The organism is Blochmannia endosymbiont of Colobopsis nipponica (assembly GCF_014857065.1).
Classification (GTDB): Bacteria; Pseudomonadota; Gammaproteobacteria; order Enterobacterales; family Enterobacteriaceae; genus Blochmanniella.
The window spans coordinates 211,474-228,442 of record NZ_CP046533.1 but is presented as its reverse complement, the minus strand read 5'-3'; the positions used below and the strand labels follow the sequence as shown (position 1 = coordinate 228,442).

General features: G+C 28.6%; 15 protein-coding genes. 6 read left to right on the top strand and 9 right to left on the bottom strand.

Going from position 1 to position 16,969, the window contains the following annotated elements; all coding sequences use genetic code 11:
• Positions 1-5: 5 nt before the first annotated feature.
• The 5 genes from cyoE to cyoA all read right to left on the bottom strand — a co-directional run bounded on the left by cyoE (position 6) and on the right by cyoA (position 4,727).
• Entirely contained in the window at positions 6-887 is an 882-nt protein-coding gene (gene cyoE, locus GN160_RS01005) for a heme o synthase (protein ID WP_225624847.1), read from the bottom strand.
• Positions 888-891: 4 nt separating this feature from the next.
• Positions 892-1,194, bottom strand: a complete 303-nt coding sequence (gene cyoD / locus GN160_RS01000; RefSeq protein ID WP_192380644.1) for a cytochrome o ubiquinol oxidase subunit IV — start codon at positions 1,192-1,194, stop codon at positions 892-894.
• A gap of 2 nt (positions 1,195-1,196) precedes the next feature.
• Complete coding sequence (gene cyoC, locus GN160_RS00995; protein WP_192380642.1) at positions 1,197-1,802, bottom strand: cytochrome o ubiquinol oxidase subunit III; 606 nt, start codon at positions 1,800-1,802, stop codon at positions 1,197-1,199.
• A gap of 9 nt (positions 1,803-1,811) precedes the next feature.
• Positions 1,812-3,791: a cytochrome o ubiquinol oxidase subunit I gene (gene cyoB, locus GN160_RS00990; protein WP_192380641.1), complete on the bottom strand. Its 1,980-nt coding sequence runs from the start codon at positions 3,789-3,791 to the stop codon at positions 1,812-1,814.
• 81 nt (positions 3,792-3,872) lie between these two features.
• Complete coding sequence (cyoA, locus tag GN160_RS00985; RefSeq protein ID WP_192380639.1) at positions 3,873-4,727, bottom strand: ubiquinol oxidase subunit II; 855 nt, start codon at positions 4,725-4,727, stop codon at positions 3,873-3,875.
• A gap of 689 nt (positions 4,728-5,416) precedes the next feature.
• Between cyoA and clpP the strand changes: the two genes are divergently transcribed.
• Both clpP and clpX read left to right on the top strand, forming a co-directional pair.
• The gene (gene clpP, locus GN160_RS00980; RefSeq protein ID WP_192380637.1) at positions 5,417-6,034 is read left to right on the top strand and encodes an ATP-dependent Clp endopeptidase proteolytic subunit ClpP; all 618 of its coding nucleotides are present in this window, start codon (positions 5,417-5,419) and stop codon (positions 6,032-6,034) included.
• A gap of 157 nt (positions 6,035-6,191) precedes the next feature.
• Complete coding sequence (gene clpX / locus GN160_RS00975; protein WP_192380635.1) at positions 6,192-7,451, top strand: ATP-dependent protease ATP-binding subunit ClpX; 1,260 nt, start codon at positions 6,192-6,194, stop codon at positions 7,449-7,451.
• Positions 7,452-7,471: 20 nt separating this feature from the next.
• On the opposite strand, the gene GN160_RS00970 is transcribed toward clpX, so the two are convergent.
• From GN160_RS00970 to metK, 4 genes are all read right to left on the bottom strand, one after another.
• The gene (locus tag GN160_RS00970) at positions 7,472-7,708 is read right to left on the bottom strand and encodes an oxidative damage protection protein (RefSeq protein ID WP_192380633.1); all 237 of its coding nucleotides are present in this window, start codon (positions 7,706-7,708) and stop codon (positions 7,472-7,474) included.
• Positions 7,709-7,901: 193 nt separating this feature from the next.
• Positions 7,902-8,639 (bottom strand): YggS family pyridoxal phosphate-dependent enzyme, encoded by a 738-nt coding sequence (locus GN160_RS00965; RefSeq protein ID WP_192380632.1) that lies wholly within the window; start codon positions 8,637-8,639, stop codon positions 7,902-7,904.
• Positions 8,640-9,320: 681 nt separating this feature from the next.
• Positions 9,321-9,884: a YqgE/AlgH family protein gene (locus GN160_RS00960; protein ID WP_192380630.1), complete on the bottom strand. Its 564-nt coding sequence runs from the start codon at positions 9,882-9,884 to the stop codon at positions 9,321-9,323.
• 576 nt (positions 9,885-10,460) lie between these two features.
• Positions 10,461-11,615: a methionine adenosyltransferase gene (gene metK, locus GN160_RS00955; RefSeq protein WP_192380628.1), complete on the bottom strand. Its 1,155-nt coding sequence runs from the start codon at positions 11,613-11,615 to the stop codon at positions 10,461-10,463.
• Between the two features lie 485 nt (positions 11,616-12,100).
• On the opposite strand from metK, the gene speB reads away from it, so the two are divergent.
• From speB to rpiA, 4 genes are all read left to right on the top strand, one after another.
• Positions 12,101-13,033: an agmatinase gene (speB, locus tag GN160_RS00950; RefSeq protein ID WP_192380626.1), complete on the top strand. Its 933-nt coding sequence runs from the start codon at positions 12,101-12,103 to the stop codon at positions 13,031-13,033.
• A 556-nt stretch (positions 13,034-13,589) separates the two neighbouring features.
• The gene (locus tag GN160_RS00945; RefSeq protein WP_192380624.1) at positions 13,590-14,768 is read left to right on the top strand and encodes a phosphoglycerate kinase; all 1,179 of its coding nucleotides are present in this window, start codon (positions 13,590-13,592) and stop codon (positions 14,766-14,768) included.
• Between the two features lie 86 nt (positions 14,769-14,854).
• A complete protein-coding gene (gene fbaA / locus GN160_RS00940; protein ID WP_192380622.1) occupies positions 14,855-15,931 on the top strand; it encodes a class II fructose-bisphosphate aldolase in 1,077 nt (358 codons plus the stop codon).
• Between the two features lie 371 nt (positions 15,932-16,302).
• A complete protein-coding gene (gene rpiA / locus GN160_RS00935; RefSeq protein ID WP_192380620.1) occupies positions 16,303-16,962 on the top strand; it encodes a ribose-5-phosphate isomerase RpiA in 660 nt (219 codons plus the stop codon).
• Positions 16,963-16,969 lie beyond the last annotated feature (7 nt).

Sequence of the window (16,969 nt, the reverse complement as noted above, 5' to 3'; positions counted from 1 at the left end):
AAATGTTATTTTACGTTCAGTTGTGTAATACGATCAATGGGTATTACAAGATTAAAAATTATGATGGCAAAAATCGAAAGTAGAAACATTTTTTTAGCCCAAATTTTATTATTCTTAATATCCTTAATATTATATCCTTTTAAGGATATAAGTAACCAATAACTGTTCATTAGTTCAATGATAGTCGAAAATGTATAATTAATATGATTTGTTAAAGTAAGTAGTAAGGTCGTAATGATAAAAATTATAATATAAAAAATAATGTGTTTTTTAGTAAGCAGAATACTATTTTTTATTGGAAATACTGGGATGGAAACAGTTTGATAGTCTTCTATATATAAAAGAGCTAGAGAGTAAAAATGAGGTATTTGCCATACGCTGAATATTATCCATAGTATCAAGGCAGAAGAATCGAAGTTATTGCTATTTGCACAGTAACCGATGACTGGTGGTGTTGCACCTGAGATACTTCCTATAATAGTGCTGTAAGCTGACGTACGTTTTAAATACATTGAATATATTACAACGTATACCACGTATCCTAAAATTGTGAGGTTTACAGTTAAAGTATTTATAGTATTAGATAATAAGCTAAAACCTAATACGCCTAACATTGTAGCATAAATCAAACATTTTTTGTTTGTAATATTTCCAGTAATTAGGGTCCTATTTTTTGTGCGATACATGTTTTTATCGATATCTTTGTCTATGAGATTATTTAATATACAACTAGATGCAATTATTATCGCTATAGAGATTAGTAATATGGTCAATGATAGATAATCAATTTCTTTTTGTGAAGCTAAGAAAAATCCACTAATTACTGAAGTTAGGTTACCGAAAATAATTTTTGGTTTCGTTATTTGTATATATTGTTTAATTATCATGATTTTAATGGTGCATTAAATTATGACTTAAATGGTTCATAATCCATAAAGAACCTGTGATTAATATTGTTGTTATTAATATCGTAAAAATTAATGAAATAAAGTTCCATTTTTGTTTTTTTGGTTTATTTAAATGAAGAAAACAAATGAGATGAATGGTAATTTGTATTATTGCACAAAGTATTAATAGGGCGATTGATATACTTCTATTATAGTTTAAAAATGTCGCTATAAGGAAGGGAATAGTTGTGAGAATAAGGGAAAAAATAAACCCAATTAGATAAGATTGGTGTTTAACATGATTCATTATTATATTAATCCTATTAAATACACTGCAGTAAATATTAAGATCCATATTATATCAAGAAAATGCCAAAATAGACTTAAGCACTCCAGTCGTATTCTGTTAGTATAATTTAGACCTCTATATAAAATATGTAGTATCATTACGATAATCCAAATAAGTCCAGAAATAACATGTAATCCATGAGTGCCTATTAAGGCAAAAAATCCAGAAAAAAATGCATTACGCCATGGACCATATCCTTCATTGATTAGATGATTAAACTCATAATATTCCATTAATATAAAACTAAAACCAAATAAAAAAGTAACATTTAACCAAAAGATAGTTTTTTTTGTTTTATTGTTATTCATATTTAAAATAGCAATATCATATGTTAGACTGCTAAACAATAAACAATACGTCTCGGCAAATACTAATGGTAGTTTAAAGATATCTTCACTTAATGGTCCGTTTATTATATTGTTTTTCAATACTACATAACTTGCAAATAAAGCGGCGAATAAAATACAATCGCTCATTAAGTATATCCAAAAACCAAATATTTTTATATCTTCTATCTTTTTGTCATTTATGTTAGTAATTTTATTAAGTTTTAAATTAGATATCATGCGAATAGGCTACGTTTTAATTTTATTTAAATCGTCTTTAGTTTTTTCTATATGTTTAATTATTTTAACTGGAATCTGAATTTCTATATTTTCATTAAAAGTACGTGTTATCCATGCTACAACAGTAGATATTAGGCTAATGGTAGCTAACCACCAGATATACCAAATCATAGCAAAACTAAATATTAAAATACATATAGAAATAATGATACCTGCACTAGTGTTCTTGGGAATATGAATAGTTTGATATTTTTTTGTTTTGTCGTATGATATACGATTTTTTTTCATATACCAAAATACATCGAGATGATTATTTATTTCAGGTATTATCGCAAAATTATAAAATGGTGGGGGTGAAGATGTAGACCATTCTAAGGTACGACCATTCCATGGATCTCCTGTAAGATCACGGTTCTTATTTCGGTTCTTGATGCTTACTAAAAATTGAATAATTTGGCATAAAATACCAAGTAAAATTATAGATACACCCAATAGAGCAATTTTTAATGGTATGTGAAATATTGAATCTATTTGTTGGTTTAAACGACGTGTCATACCCATAAATCCAAGGATGTATAATGGCATAAATGCTATATAGAATCCAATTATCCATAGCCAAAAAGCTCTCTTTCCCCATTTTTCATCTAAAGTAAAACCAAATGCTTTTGGAAACCAATAGGTCATTGCAGCAAAACAGCCAAATAAGACTCCGCCAATAATGACATTATGAAAATGAGCAATCAAAAACAGACTGTTGTGTAGTAAAAAATCTATTCCTGGAATTGCTAATAACACTCCTGTCATACCTCCAATAGAAAAAGTAATGATAAATCCAATTGTCCATAACATAGCTGAATGTAATATAATTCGACTTTGATACATAGTGAATATCCAATTAAAAATTTTTACTCCTGTTGGAATGGCAATTATCATTGTTGTTATTCCAAAAAAAGCATTAACATTAGCGCCTGATCCCATTGTAAAAAAATGATGTAACCATACACAAAAGGACATGATAGTAATAGCTATAGTAGCCCATATTAACGAATTGTAACCAAATAATCTTTTTTGTGAAAAAGTAGTGACAATTTCAGAAAAGATTCCGAATGCAGGTAGAATGAGAATATATACTTCAGGATGTCCCCAAGCCCAAAATAAACTAATATACATCATTACGTTTCCACCTAAATCGTTAGTAAAAAAATGAGTTCCTAAATAACGATCTAGAGTTAGAAGAGTAATTGTTACGGTTAAAATAGGAAATGCAGATAAAATTAGTATATTTGTACATAATGTTGTCCAAGTAAAAACTGGCATTTTCATCATTGGCATTCCTGGAGCACGCATGCGCAAAATAGTAGTTAAGAAATTCACACCTGTTAAGGTAGTGCCTATGCCAGAAATTTGAATACTCCATATCCAATAATCCACTCCAACTCCTGGGCTATATATTTTATTTGATAGAGGTGGATAAGCGGCCCATCCTGTTTGAGCAAATTCTCCAATCCCTAAAGAAAGATTTATAAGAATTACTCCCACCATGAATAACCAGAAACTTAGAGAGTTTAAAAAGGGAAATGCCATATCTCTTGAACCTATTTGTAGTGGTACAATCAAATTCATTAGTCCAATAATAAATGGTGTTGCCATAAATATTATCATGATGACGCCATGGGCAGTGACGATTTGGTCATAGTGGTATGGAGTTAAAAATCCTATTTCTCCTCCAGATACTAATGTTTGATGCATACGCATCATAATTGCATCAGCTAATCCACGTAATAACATTAGAATTGATATGATGATATACATAATACCTATTTTTTTATGATCTACAGAGGTTAACCACTCTTTCCATAGGTATTGCCATTTTTTATGGCGAGTTATCATAACTATTACCATCAGTGCGATTAGGATTAAGGCAATAATAGTAGTCATTGTTATTGGTTCTTTATACGGAATAGCATCAATTGTTAGTCTGCCAAACATTTATCTATACCTGCAATTATTTTATTACTGATGATTATATGATACAATATTGATTAACATGTATATTGCCGCTTTTAAGTTTTATTGCATGAATTTATTTATAATATCATAAAATAGGCCGTTTTTCACATTAGAAAAGTATGTGACTGGATAGTTTTCGCTTGGTATGGCTAAATTTTCATAATCAAAAATTGTTTCAATTTGTTTACTTGATGTTTTAACCTTTTTTATCCACGTGTGAAATTCTTCTTGATTATTAGTTGTTATAACATTAAATTTCATATTGGAGAACCCTCTTCCACTAAAATTAGAGGAAATACCTTTATATATTCCTTGCGTATTAGCAATCAGATTGAGAGTAGATTTCATACCTGCCATAGCGTAAATTTGTCCACCTAATTGAGGGATAAAAAAAGAATTCATTACGGAATTAGAAGTAATTCTAAATTCAATTGGCGTATTCTTCGGAAAAACTATTTCATTTACTATTGCTATCTTGTAATTTGGATAGATAAATAGCCATTTCCAATCAAGAGCAATGACTTCAATAATTATTGGTTTTATATTAGATACAATTGGATTGTTAGGGTCTAATTTATGAGTTGATTGCCAGGTGATTATGCTTAGGATAGTAACTATTGTTATTGGCAGGGACCAAATTATTATTTCTATTTTTTTAGAGTGAGACCAATCAGGGCTGTATTTTTTTTCTTTATTTGATGCGCGATATTTAATAGAAAAAATGATGGTCATAATTAGAACAGGTATTATTATGATTAACATCATTCCTAATGCAGTTAATATTAATGTTCGCTGTTCTATTCCAATCTGTCCTTTAGGATGCATTAGTACCAGATTATTACAGCTACTTAGTAACGTTGCTACAGTATATGTTAGTAATATTTTTGTTTTTTTTGCATATTTGTAATATTTCATTATAGTAGTTTAGGATTGTTTATTTTTTGTTAATTGTTTTTTGTAGGAATCTTAGTATCTCTTATTTTATTGATAATGTTAAGGTTATGTATAAAATAATTTTGATATCCACGTGGGTTATTTATGTTTTTATTTTAGGATCGGTTCAGTGTATCTTTCAATTGTTAATGTAATTTATGTTTTGATTAGATTTCGTTTATTTTAATAAATGAACGAGTAGGAGTTGCACAGATATGTTGTATTATATCTTATATTGAGTTATTTAAATTTGGGGTGGTTTAAATTAATATAGTCTTTTATTATTTATATCCATGCATGAGCTGTTTAATTGACCAAATTATATTCTTTAATTGTTTAAATTATTTATCTTAAAAGCGTTTCATTTTCTTAATTTTAATTTTGCAAAGGCAAATGAATGTGTTCTTAAATGTGAATTAGAGGGTTGCTTATTTTATTAACGTAAATATATATATTATTTATATTATTTATTTCTGTGAGTTTTTAAATTTAAATTATGATTCAATTAATCTTATTTAAAATGACTTAATGTGAATTTTAATTGTTTAAGATTTTAGTCGTATTTGATTCCAATTATGTTTTTATTTTAATGTAATCATGAAAAATTGAAATAAATAAATTATTTTGTATATTATAATACTTTCAGAATTTTGATAATTTAGGCTGATAACATGTTATGTAAAGAAAAATTTGATTTTTATCGTATGCTTTTAGTACCTACGGTAGTGGAGCGGACTGTGCGTGGCGAAAGAACATATGATATTTTTTCGTTGTTATTGAAAGAGCGTATTATTTTTATGACTGGAACAATAGAAGACTACATGGCTAATTTAATAATTGCGCAAATTATGTTCCTAGAATCTGAAAATCCAAATAAAGATATTTATTTATATATTAATTCTCCAGGTGGTTCGATAACTGCTGGTATGTCAATTTATGATACGATGCAATTTGTTAAACCTGATGTGAGTACATTTTGTATGGGTCAAGCTGCTTCAATGAGTGCTTTTTTGTTGGCTTCTGGTACTAAGGGCAAAAGATTTTGTTTGCCCAATGCGCGTGTTTTAATTCATCAACCTTTAGGTAAAATATGTGGTCAAGCTAGCGACATTGAAATTCATACAAGAGAAATCTTAAAAATTAAACGACGTATGAATGAATTGATGGCTCAACATACAGGACAATCTATTGATGTTGTAAGCAAAGATACAGAACGTGATTGTTTTCTTTCTGCTGATGAAGCAGTAACTTATGGTCTGGTAGATTATATTTTAAAACGTAGATATTAAAAGTAAATTCTATTAAAATTACTATTAAATTTTTTAGAACTTTATCTCATTTTCGTGATATAAATATTAAACTATTTTTGTATATTATAATTTTATATTTTAATTATTTAACCGATGTAATTTATTAGTTTAGTACATTTGTATTATAGGGGTTTTAATGATAGAAAATTATAAAAATGATTCAAATAGATCCTTATTCTGTTCTTTTTGTAAAAAAGAACAGAATAAGGTTGGTAAAATTATTATTGGTCCTTCAGTTTATATCTGTAATGAATGTGTATTTTTGTGTAATGATCTTTTAAGTAAAGATGATCAAGAATTTAAGATACATCGTGAATTAGATATACTGCCCACACCTTGCGAAATTTATAATTATCTAAATAATTATGTTGTTGCTCAAGATAAAGCAAAAAAAGTCCTTGCAGTAGCGGTATATAATCATTATAAACGTTTGCGTTATTATGATAAATTTCGTAATGATAGTAATGTAGATTTAGGTAAAACTAATATATTATTAATTGGACCTACAGGTAGTGGTAAAACTTTATTAGCAGAAACTTTGGCAAAATTTCTTAATGTACCTTTTGCCATAGCAGATGCAACTACTTTGACTGAAGCCGGTTATGTTGGAGAAGATGTAGAAAATGTTATTCAAAAATTATTACAAACATGTAATTATGATGTTTGTAAAGCACAACAGGGGATTGTGTATATAGACGAAATAGATAAAATATCTAAAAAATCGGCTAATCTATCTATCACTCGTGATGTTTCTGGAGAAGGAGTTCAACAAGCTCTTTTAAAGATAATTGAGGGCACTATTGCTGCAGTCCCGCCTAAGGGAGGACGTAAACATCCACAACAAGAGTTTTTATATATTGATACCTCTAAAATTCTTTTTATTTGTGGGGGAACTTTTTTTGGCTTAAGTAAAATTATAGAACGACGTAATGTTAATAGTAGAGGTATCGGTTTTGGTACTAGTTTTCAAAATAATACTATAAAATTTGTTTCTAGATTTGAATTATTATCGCAAGTACAGCCGAAGGATTTAATTAAATTTGGCTTAATTCCTGAATTTGTTGGTCGTTTACCAATTTTTACAATATTACATGAATTAGAAGAGGCAACTTTAGTAAAAATTTTGTACGAACCTAAAAATGCTTTGATAAAACAATACAAAATTTTGTTTAATTTAGATGGTGTAGAGTTGGAGTTTCGTGATGACTCTTTAATTGCTATTGCAAAAAAAACTTTGTTACTTGAAACTGGAGCAAGAGGTCTCCGTTCTATTGTTGAAGATATTTTATTAGATACCATGTATGAACTACCTTCACAAAACAATATAGTAAAGGTTATAATTGATGAAAACGTTGTATTTGGTAAATCAAAGCCAATATTGATTAGCAATTCTTAAATTAAGTTTTATTCACAATTTTATTTGGAATAGAATAAAAAATTGATCATTTCGCTTTCTAGAAAGTTACGATGAGCCGGGTTACTCATATCGAGTTTTTTTTCATTTATTATGATAGTTTGTTTTGTTTGCCATTTATTCCATGCTTCTTGTGAAATTTTTTGGTAGATTTCTTCGCCAATTTTCCCAGGATATAATTTAATTTTTAACCCTTCAGCTTTTCGTTTTAAAAAAGTGCAGTAAATTATTCTCTTCATTGTTAATATAATTTTAGTAAAGTGATTTTTATTATTTTTAGAATATTGTTATATTACGAAGATTATTAAAATATTCAATTATATATAAATGTTATCTTAACATCTTGTGCTATTAATATCTATTTGAGATCATTAATCAATATTTTTTATATTTAAATCTGAAAATAAAAATTATTTAAGAAATAGGTTTTATTTATATACCATTATTTAGAATCTTTAGGTTTTTATTTTTTGTTCGATTACCAAAAATTGCAGTTCCTATTCTTAATAAGTTACCACCTGCCGCTATAGCAGCAGTCATATCGTTAGACATACCTATAGATAAGGTATCTATTGAAGGATAAATATTCTGCAACTGTTTAAATAATTTATTCATATTTAAAAATACTTTAAGTTGTTTATAATAATCGCTTTCTCTCGTTGGAATAGCCATTAATCCTCGCAGCTTCAATCTTGAATATATTAGAATTTTTTCAGATAAATTAACTAATTCATCAGGATAGATACCTGATTTGTTTTTTGCTTGATTAATATTGATTTGTATAAGTATATTTAGTGGTGCAGCATCTTCTTTTCTTAGTTTATTTAGATAAAAAGCTGTATTTTTATTAGTTATGGTATGACACCAATCAAAATATTCTGCAATTAATTTTATTTTATTTGATTGTATATGACCGATAAAGTGCCAAATAGGTTTCGGGTATATTTTTTTGTTATTTTTAAACCAAAGTATTTTTTTTATACTTTCTTGTACATAGTTTTCTCCGAATTCTCTTTGACCTGTTGATAAAACATTGTTAATCGTGTCAATTGATTGATTTTTACTAACAGCAACAAATGAGATTTTTTTTTGAAGCTTGTTATGTTGTTTCTGGATGGTATTAATTTCCTGTTTTACGTGCCAGATATTATTTTTTATGTCATTGTACATGATGAGTCTAGGTTTAAATAGTTAAGAATAAACATTTTCTTACATTGGCTATTATTTAAATCCATCTTATTTAATAGCACCATTAAGCTAAGTTGCGAAAAATTTTCATCGTATATACACGTGTAACACTCTAATTAATATAATTTTTAAATATATAGAATATAAATTTTCATTATTTAGGTATTTATTTATGTTTTATCACTGGATAGAAAGGATTGCAATTAATATTTTATACAGAAATCCAAGTTCATATAATTTTATATGTATTTTAAAAGGATATTTTGATTCATCTCCAATACGACGACGCGTCGCGTCGTCGTATTGGACCTGTTTTTTAATGCACGATTATATTGCTTTCGTATAGAAAATCATGAGGTGTAGTATTTGTAAATTATTTATCGTGCATCATTGTTTTTAGATTAAAAAGTTCGTATAAATAAATAGTGAACTTACGCGCTGTACTAATCAATGATTGCTCTGTTCCATTTTATTTATTTTACTATGCAAAATGACAGATTGTTATTCATTAAGGATATTAACAATATTTGCTATAATTAGGCATATTATTTTTTTTTAAAGAAGTTAATAGTTTTCTAGTACAAGTGACAGTAACATATTGTCCATTAGTAACTCCAATATTTTTGATGTTAAAATCAAATGACATGTAATTTAATAGACACATCAAGCATGTCCTGCTTTGTTTATTATATTACGCATATCAATTCCTAATATTTTTGCCGCTTCATGCCATCGAGCGGCAACAGGAGTATTAAATAGAACTTCTTTAGTAGCAGGAACTGTTAACCAAGTATTTTCTATAAGTTCTTGTTCTAGTTGTCCTTTTATCCAACCGGAATACCCAAGTGCTATTAGTATGTTTTTTGGTTGTGCAGTAGTACCTAAGGTTTCTAGTACGTCTTTTGATGTTGTAATCATCATTTGAGGTGAAATTTCAACACTGGATCCGAATCCTTTGCAAGGGGTATGTAATATAAAACCTCTATCATCTGCTAATGGACCGCCAAAAAAAACTGGTTTGTCTAACGTAATAGATGGATCACGGTTTGTAGAAGTAATTTTTAAATTGTTTAATATATTTTCAATAGTAAATTTTTCGACTGGTTTATTGATTACTATGCCCATAGCTCCATATTTATTATGTTCGCAAATATACACTACTGATTGTTTAAATAATGGATCTTGCAGTGATGGCATGGCTACAAGAAAGTGATTTTGTAAATTCATTTTAGCTACTTCATTAATGGTAGGTTTTAAAAATTAAATAATAGAATGCACAACACGAACACAAATGGATTTGTGAAAATAAATCCTAATATTAAGATACATATAGCAATTACTGAAATTTTGTAGAACAAAACATCTACTTGATTTTATTTTAAATCGTAACATTTAAGTGAACTGATACATCTGCAACCTCCTATATTAATCTTGATAAAATTGTAACAGATATTAAAGTTTTGATATTAATGAATACTTATCTTTAATGTTAAAATTTAAATTTACTGAATTATTTTTATTTTATTACATTTTACATGTAGCACAGGGAGTCTATAATACGTTACTTATCACGTCAACTGTTATTTTATTACAATAAATTACATATATAAATCATACAAAGTTTAATAAGTTAGCCTAAGGATAGCATATTTACTAATTGAATAATAATCGTAAAATCTTGAAAATTTATGTATTAATTTTTACGAACTATCAATTTATTTTAGCATTCATAAAGTTTGCTATAATTGAATTTAGTTATTTTCAAGCTTATGTTAAATTTAATTACATTATAAATTTGAAATTTTATTTTGGATTAGCAGCATTTCTCAATAATGTTACTTTATCTATTTTTTCCCAAGGAAAAGAATCTCGACCAAAATGCCCATATGTAGCTGTTGTTCGATATATTGGTTGCAGTAGCTTTAACATAGAAATCAATCCATATGGTCGTAAATCAAAAAACCTATTTATTAATATTATTAAATTTTTTATTGGTATTTTTTCTGTACCAAAAGTTTCAATGTTTATTGAAATTGGTTGTATCATCCCAATAGCATAGGATATTTGAATTTCACATTGATCTGCTAAATTTGCAGCCACTATATTTTTTGCGATATATCTTGCCCCATAAGATGCTGAACGATCAACTTTGGATGGATCTTTTCCTGAAAAAGATCCACCTCCATGTCTGGCCATTCCTCCATATGTATCAACAATAATTTTTCTCCCGGTTAGTCCACAATCTCCTGTAGGTCCGCCTACGGTAAAAGGCCCAGCTGGATTAATAAAAAATTTAGTTTGAGAGGATAACCATTTTTTTGGTAAAGTAGGTTTTATAATTTCCTCCATGGCTGCTTCTCTTACAGTGGACAATAAAACATCTTGTGAATGTTGAATGGATAGGACAACTGTTTTTATTCCAACGATTTTGTAGTTTTCATACATGAAGGTAATTTGACTTTTACCGTCTGGACGTAACCAAGGTAAGATACCGTTTTTACGTATTTTTGATGTACGAATCATTAAACGGTGTGCATAGGTAATTGGCGCAGGCATTAGTACGTTAGTTTCGTTAGTAGCATATCCAAACATTGATCCCTGATCACCTGCTTTTTGTTTTAATAGATTCTCGCAGTTTACTATTTTACTAATATCTGATGATTGCTTGCTAATTGTATTAACAATACTACAAGAATCAGCATTAAATTCTATATCGGGATATGTATAACCAATATCACGAATAGTATTTCTTACGACGTCTTCAATATTTATATTAGCATTAGTATTAATTTCTCCACCTATTACAACTAAATTATTTTTTATATAAGTTTCACATGCCACTCGTGCTTTAATATCTTTTGTTATAATAGCATCCAATATGGAATCGGAGATTTGATCTGCAATTTTATCAGGATGTCCCTCTGAAACAGATTCGGATGTGAATAAATGTTTAATCATAATATTTTTAATTTAGAAGTTTGAATAATTTTATGTAGAGTAATAGTAACCTTTGTGAATATCTATAGTTTTTATTTTCCATGATAGCTGTTTTAAAATAAGTAATTCATCTTTTAGTATTTTGATGTATATTTTGTTATATGTAAATGATCTTGACAAAATAGGCGGAGTTTTAATGAGTTAATTTCGTTGAAACACTTTGAACAATTGAAAATTTTAAAATATAATGTGTTTTCTTACTTAGAGTAAAACTATAAGTTTAAGTTGGGTTGAATATATCAAGATATTATTATGGTATAATGGTTCTGTAAGTTCTACATATAGTGAACGTAATTTCTTTATTAATATTTAAAATGTCAAATTTATTGAATTAATATCTAGTACTGTTGCATAATGCCATCTATTGGTATTGAGATTATTAGTGGAATATAAGTTTGTATATAATAATTTTGTCAAGTCGTAATTTTTATTTGTTTAGATATAAGATGAAAATTTTAAGTTATAAATACGATGAATCTTTAATATCAAATACGTTTAGTTTTTTAAGGTTGCCGTTAGATTTTAACCCTTATAAGCTTGATTGTGACTGGGTTATCACAGGCGTGCCGTGTGATATAACTACTTCTGGTAGATCAGGTAGTAAACTTGCACCATCGGCTATTAGACAGATATCTAGTAATCTTGCTTGGGAAAGTTGTCGTTGGCCATGGAATTTTGATATTCGTCAGTTATTAAAAATAGTGGATTGTGGAGATTTAGTGTTTGAAATCGGTAATATTGAAGATTTAACTGATAAGTTACAAATTCATGCACAACAGTTATTGTTTTCTGGAAAGCGCATGCTTTCATTTGGTGGAGATCATTATATAACTTTACCATTGTTACGAGCTCATGCACAATTTTTTGGTACAGTGTCTTTATTACATTTTGACGCTCATACTGATGCTTATATTTGCGGAAATAAATATGATCATGGCACTATTTTTTTCCATGCATTACATGAAAATCTAATTGATCCCGATCATTCAATACAAATTGGTATTCGTACTACGAGTAATTACAGTAATAAATTTATTGTATTAGATATGAAACAAATTTATGAACATGGTATTGATTATATTGTAAATTATGTAGGTGCATTGCTTGGTAGTAGACCAGTATATTTAACTTTTGATATTGATTGTTTGGATCCATCTGTAGCACCGGGTACTGGCACTCCCGTGATTGGTGGTTTAACTTCTTATTCGGTTCTTGAATTATTACGTGGATTACGTTATTTAAATATCGTTGGAATGGATTTAGTAGAAGTTTCTCCAGCGTATGATTATGCTCAAATTACTGCCTTAACAGCTGCTACAATTGCTTTAGAAATGTTATATATTCAAGCATCAAGGTCTAAAATGTTTCGTAATTTTTGATCATCTTTATTATTTTTTTATTTTTAGTAAAATAAAATACCAGAGTCTTGTTTCATGTTTGTATTTTAGTAATTTTCATGTGTCATTTTATGATTTGTTATAATGTTAAGTATTGCATTGTTTATTATTGAAGGATTTGTTATGAGTTTTGTACAAGATGGTTGAATATGTAAAAGTCGTGTTATATTATTTTTTCTGTCTTCTTTTGATGTTGATTGGTATAGTTTAATTTAATGTTGCAATTTGTACATGTGAGTGTAGATAAGGATTGACAGATGATGTATATGTAACGCAATTCTTGATATGCTTAATAAATAAAGAATTTTTGACATTAATCTGTATCTTAATTAGTTGATTTGGTAAAATATTTGCCGAGGTCTTTACATTTTGTTTATAAAGTATATAAATTTAAATTTCAGTGATATTCGTTCTGTAAGTAATTGAGTGTATAGGTTTTTGTGCGCAAGAACGGTATTTTAAAATTTAATGAAAAATGTAAATTGTTATTCATTTAAATGTTTTTAGGCATTTCATACATATGTATTGGGTATTAACCATGGATATTATCAAGATGAGTGATTTAGATTTAATGGGCAAGCGTGTTTTAATTCGTTCTGATTTAAATGTCCCAATAAAAGAGGGAGTTATTGTATCAGACATACGAATACGTGCATCGTTACCTACTATTTTATCTGCATTGAAGCAGAGAGCATGTGTAATGGTTGCTTCACATCTTGGGCGTCCAACAGAAGGTGAGTATGATAGTAAATATTCTTTAGGACCAGTAGCTGAATATTTAAAAATTAAATTAGCTGGTAAAGCAAAAAATATACGTTTTGTTAATGATTACCTTAATGGATTGATGATTGCACCTGAGGAATTGGTAATTTTAGAAAATGTAAGATTTAATAAGGGTGAAAGAAAAGATGATGAATTGCTAGCGAAAAAATATGCTGAATTATGTGATGTATTTGTTATGGATGCTTTTGGTGTAGCTCATCGTACGCAGGCTTCTACTCATGCATTAGCTAAATTTGCTCCGATATCTTGTGGAGGACGCTTATTGATAAGTGAATTGGAAACATTAAGTGCAGCATTAAAGGATCCTCTTCGTCCGATGGTTGCCATAGTAGGTGGATCTAAAGTATCTACTAAACTAACTGTTTTAGATTCATTATCGCAAGTTGCTGATTATTTGGTGATAGGAGGTGGTATCGCTAATACTTTTATTGCAGCTCAAGGTAATAATGTTGGAAAATCTTTATACGAAGAGGAACTATTATCAACAGCTAGACAATTATTAGAAAATTGTGATGTACCTATGCCAGTGGATGTGCGTGTATCTACGGAATTCTCTGAGACAGCTTGCGGGGTTTTGAAATCTATTAATGATGTTAAGGATAATGAACAAATTTTGGATTTAGGTGATGTTTCTATAAAACGAATTATGGAGATTATTAAAAGTGCTAAAACTATTCTTTGGAATGGTCCAGTTGGAGTATTTGAGTTTCCTAATTTTCGTAGAGGTACAGAAAGTATTGCTCGAGCTATTGCCCAGAGCGATGCCTTTTCTATAGCTGGAGGTGGGGACACTTTAATGGCCATTAATTTGTTTGGAATTGCAGATCAAATTTCGTGTGTTTCTACTGGGGGTGGTGCATTTTTAGAATTTATTGAAGGGAAAAGATTACCGTCAATATCTATACTTGAAGATTACGGTAAAATTTACAATTAGTTATTTTGTTCTTATTTTTATTTTGTTATGTTTAATTTCTATATTGTAGATATTATAAAAATTGATAATATTCTTTTGGTTATTTTATGTCTAGGGTTTTTGATTTTGTAGGTCCTGGTGTTGTTACAGGTGATGATGTTCAAAAGATTTTTGCTTTTGCTAAAGAAAATTCTTTTGCTATACCTGCAATTAATTGTATAAGCATGGATTCTATTAATGCTGCATTAGAGACTGCAGCTAAAGTTAGATCTCCTATTATTATACAATTTTCGAATGGTGGATCTGCCTTTATGGCTGGTGAGGGTTTAAATTTAAAAAATCAAACTGCTGCTGTACTTGGTGCTGTCACTGGCGCCTTACATGTTCATTATGTATCTAGTTATTATGAAGTTCCTGTCATTTTACATACGGATCACTGTACTAAGAATAAATTATCTTGGATAAATGGTTTGTTAGATGCAAATGAAAAACACTTATTTATGACTGGTAAAACTTTGTTTTCTTCCCATATGCTTGATTTATCTGGAGAGTCTTTAGAAGAGAATTTGAGAATTAGTGTAGATTATTTTATTCGTATGACCAAATTAAATCTTACTTTAGAAATAGAATTAGGTTGCACTGGAGGGGAAGAGGATGGAGTAGATAATATCCATATAGATCAGAATAAGTTGTATACTAGTCCAGAAGATGTTGCTTATGCATATGATAAGTTACATGTAGTTAGTCCTAGGTTTATTATTGCAGCATCTTTTGGCAATGTACATGGTGTATATAAATCTGGTAATGTAAAATTAAAACCGGAAATTCTCGATTTTTCACAAAAATATATTTCTACTCAATTTAATGTACCTAAAAATCATTTAAATTTAGTTTTTCACGGTGGTTCTGGATCTACACTAGAAGAAATTCATCAAGCGATTAATTATGGTGTTGTAAAAATGAATGTTGATACTGATCTACAATGGGCTGCTTGGGAAGGTGTTTTAAAGTATTATAAGAAAAACAAATTTTTTTTACATAGTCAATTAGGCAATCCCAAAGGTGTTAATTTGCCGAATAAAAAATTTTATGATCCACGTATTTGGATGCGTGCCTCACAATTGTCAGTGATAAACCGTTTAGAATTAATTTTTCAAAGTTTGAATGCTGTTAATATTTTATAGTTGATAGTTATTGTTATCTATTTTATTTTAATTTTCGTCTTTTTTGATAAAACTTATTATTTTAATATACAAATTTTAATAGATGTAGAACATGTTTGATGTTGTTTTTGTCATTTGAATATTTGGAACATTAAAATTTTAAATTTTATTAAACATCGGATAGTTGTTTAACATTTTAATATGTTGATTTTAATAAACTTTTATTTTAGATATTTTAAATAATGGACCTATATTCTGTATTTGGATTATAAATACTTAATATTGATTTATTAAGTGAAATTGTTCTATGTATGTTGTTCTATCTATATGTTTATGTCTGAGTTAATACATTAATTTAAAATTTAATAATTAATTATGCAGGAATATTATTTATGATAATAAATGAGTTTAAAAGATTAGTTGGTTGGGCTGCATTGAATTATGTTCAAGATGGAGGTATAGTAGGCGTGGGGAGTGGCTCCACTGTTGCATATTTCATTGAGGCTTTGGCTACTGTTAAAAATTTTATTAAAGGAGCAATTTCTAGTTCTGATTTTTCGTCAATTAAATTAAAGCAATTAGGAATTCCTTTATTTGATTTAAATGACATAGATTCATTGGATGTTTATGTAGATAGTGCTGACGAGATTAATAGACATATGCAGATGATTAAAGGTGGTGGTGGGGCTTTAACTAGAGAAAAAATAATTGCCGCTGTAGCGCGTAAATTTGTTTGTATTATAGATATAAGAAAGCAAGTGGATATTTTAGGTAAGAAATTTCCATTACCAGTAGAAGTTATTCCGATGGGTCGTTCTTTGGTATCTCGTGAGTTAAGATGTTTGGGTGGTCAACCTAAATATCGTTGTGGTACAGTAACAGATAATGGTAATAATATATTAGATGTTTATAATTTAAAAATTTTTGATGCTGTTTCATTGGAAGAGAAAATTAATAATATTCCTGGAGTAGTAACGGTGGGAATGTTTGCACGTCGTGGCGCAGATGTTGTATTAGTTGGTAGTGAACAAGGAGTACAAATAATTGAATGAAATCTTA

Bases quoted from the DNA above. Each gene is read 5' to 3' on its own strand.
- metK (WP_192380628.1), bottom strand. From the start codon at position 11,615: ATGATTAAACATTTATTCACATCCGAATCTGTTTCAGAGGGACATCCT.
- GN160_RS00970 (WP_192380633.1), bottom strand. From the start codon at position 7,708: ATGAAGAGAATAATTTACTGCACTTTTTTAAAACGAAAAGCTGAAGGG.
- fbaA (WP_192380622.1), top strand. From the start codon at position 14,855: ATGTCTAGGGTTTTTGATTTTGTAGGTCCTGGTGTTGTTACAGGTGAT.
- cyoC (WP_192380642.1), bottom strand. From the start codon at position 1,802: ATGATATCTAATTTAAAACTTAATAAAATTACTAACATAAATGACAAA.
- clpX (WP_192380635.1), top strand. From the start codon at position 6,192: ATGATAGAAAATTATAAAAATGATTCAAATAGATCCTTATTCTGTTCT.
- clpP (WP_192380637.1), top strand. From the start codon at position 5,417: ATGTTATGTAAAGAAAAATTTGATTTTTATCGTATGCTTTTAGTACCT.
- GN160_RS00965 (WP_192380632.1), bottom strand. From the start codon at position 8,639: ATGTACAATGACATAAAAAATAATATCTGGCACGTAAAACAGGAAATT.
- rpiA (WP_192380620.1), top strand. From the start codon at position 16,303: ATGATAATAAATGAGTTTAAAAGATTAGTTGGTTGGGCTGCATTGAAT.
- cyoA (WP_192380639.1), bottom strand. From the start codon at position 4,727: ATGAAATATTACAAATATGCAAAAAAAACAAAAATATTACTAACATAT.
- cyoE (WP_225624847.1), bottom strand. From the start codon at position 887: ATGATAATTAAACAATATATACAAATAACGAAACCAAAAATTATTTTC.
- speB (WP_192380626.1), top strand. From the start codon at position 12,101: ATGAAAATTTTAAGTTATAAATACGATGAATCTTTAATATCAAATACG.
- GN160_RS00960 (WP_192380630.1), bottom strand. From the start codon at position 9,884: ATGAATTTACAAAATCACTTTCTTGTAGCCATGCCATCACTGCAAGAT.
- cyoD (WP_192380644.1), bottom strand. From the start codon at position 1,194: ATGAATCATGTTAAACACCAATCTTATCTAATTGGGTTTATTTTTTCC.
- GN160_RS00945 (WP_192380624.1), top strand. From the start codon at position 13,590: ATGGATATTATCAAGATGAGTGATTTAGATTTAATGGGCAAGCGTGTT.
- cyoB (WP_192380641.1), bottom strand. From the start codon at position 3,791: ATGTTTGGCAGACTAACAATTGATGCTATTCCGTATAAAGAACCAATA.